Genomic DNA, 1,650 nt, shown 5'->3' on the forward strand with positions numbered 1-1,650 from the left:
CCGCTTGTAGGCGCACGGTTTCAGGTACTATTTCACTCTTCTGTTCGAAGTGCTTTTCACCTTTCCCTCACGGTACTGGTCCACTATCGGTCTCTCGGGAGTATTTAGCCTTACCGGATGGTCCCGGCAGATTCACGCAGAATTCCTCGTGTTCCGCGCTACTCAGGATACCGCTATGCTTCGTCTTGCTTAGAATACCGGGCTGTCACCGTCTTCGGCCGAACTTTCCAAATCGTTCTTCTCGCAAAATTTCTTGCAACAACGCGGTCCTACAACCCCGTCCATGCCGTAACATGAACGGTTTGGGCTCTTCCCCGTTCGCTCGCCACTACTGGGGGAATCATTGTTATTTTCTTTTCCTGCAGGTACTAAGATGTTTCAGTTCCCTGCGTTAGCCTCCATCATTGATGGATGTTACCTCTTCAAGGTAACGGGTTGTCCCATTCGGAGATTCACGGATCAAGGGTTATTTGCACCTCCCCGTGACTTATCGCAGCTTATCACGTCCTTCATCGCCTCCGAGAGCCAAGGCATCCGCCATGCGCCCTTTCCTACTTTCCTTATCACGTGCACACTATATATTATAGTGCGGGATGATATATACTTTTAGCTTTCGTACTAAAATTACTTTTTGCTTGTTACATCATGTCATAGACCTATCTTTATGGTGGAGAATAACGGATTCGAACCGTTGACCCCCTGCGTGCAAAGCAGGTGCTCTAGCCAGCTGAGCTAATCCCCCGTTTTTTGCGGCTGCAAAGGTAAGCGTTTTCCTTCGTTACTGCAAATTTTTAAGGAAGTTTTTTCTTCCTTTTTTTTCGGGTAGTCCCAGGCAGAGTTGAACTGCCGACCTCTACATTATCAGTGTAGCGCTCTAACCAACTGAGCTATAGGACTAGCTTTTGTGATTCAGTTCAACCTAGTCTGTTACCGACTCGGCTTCATCTTTCTCTCTTCTATATCGTTAAACAAACTCCCATGCAGCACAAGGGACAAAACCCTTATTCAGGTCACGCTCCAGAAAGGAGGTGTTCCAGCCGCACCTTCCGGTACGGCTACCTTGTTACGACTTAGCCCCAATTACCGGTTTTACCCTAGGGCGCTCCTTGCGGTTACGCACTTCAGGTACCCCCGGCTTTCATGGCTTGACGGGCGGTGTGTACAAGGCCCGGGAACGTATTCACCGCGCCGTGGCTGATGCGCGATTACTAGCGAATCCAGCTTCGTGGAGTCGGGTTGCAGACTCCAGTCCGAACTGAGAGAGGTTTTGGGGATTGGCATCCCGTTGCCGGGTAGCGGCCTTCTGTACCTCCCATTGTAACACGTGTGTAGCCCCGGACGTAAGGGCCGTGCTGATTTGACGTCATCCCCACCTTCCTCACATCTTACGATGGCAGTCTGGCCAGAGCCCTCAGCTTAACCTGTTAGTAACTGACCACGAGGGTTGCGCTCGTTATGGCACTTAAGCCGACACCTCACGGCACGAGCTGACGACACCATGCAGCACCTTCACAGACGCCTTGCGGCTTACAAGTTTCCTCGTAATTCGTCTGCAATTTAAGCCCGGGTAAGGTTCCTCGCGTATCATCGAATTAAACCACATGTTCCTCCGCTTGTGGCGGGCCCCCGTCAATTCTTTTGGAGTTTCAC

General features: G+C 50.8%; 2 tRNA genes and 2 rRNA genes (1 of these 4 only partly in view). All 4 read right to left on the reverse strand.

Going from position 1 to position 1,650, the window contains the following annotated elements:
• Positions 1-561, reverse strand: a 23S ribosomal RNA gene (locus BACCOP_RS06945); the annotation flags it as partial.
• A 104-nt stretch (positions 562-665) separates the two neighbouring features.
• Positions 666-742: transfer RNA gene (locus BACCOP_RS06950), tRNA-Ala, on the reverse strand.
• 81 nt (positions 743-823) lie between these two features.
• Positions 824-897, reverse strand: a tRNA-Ile gene (locus tag BACCOP_RS06955).
• A 124-nt stretch (positions 898-1,021) separates the two neighbouring features.
• Positions 1,022-1,650, reverse strand: a 16S ribosomal RNA gene (locus BACCOP_RS21605) (it continues 530 nt past the right edge of the window).

This window comes from Phocaeicola coprocola DSM 17136, assembly GCF_000154845.1.
Lineage (GTDB): Bacteria > Bacteroidota > Bacteroidia > Bacteroidales > Bacteroidaceae > Phocaeicola > Phocaeicola coprocola.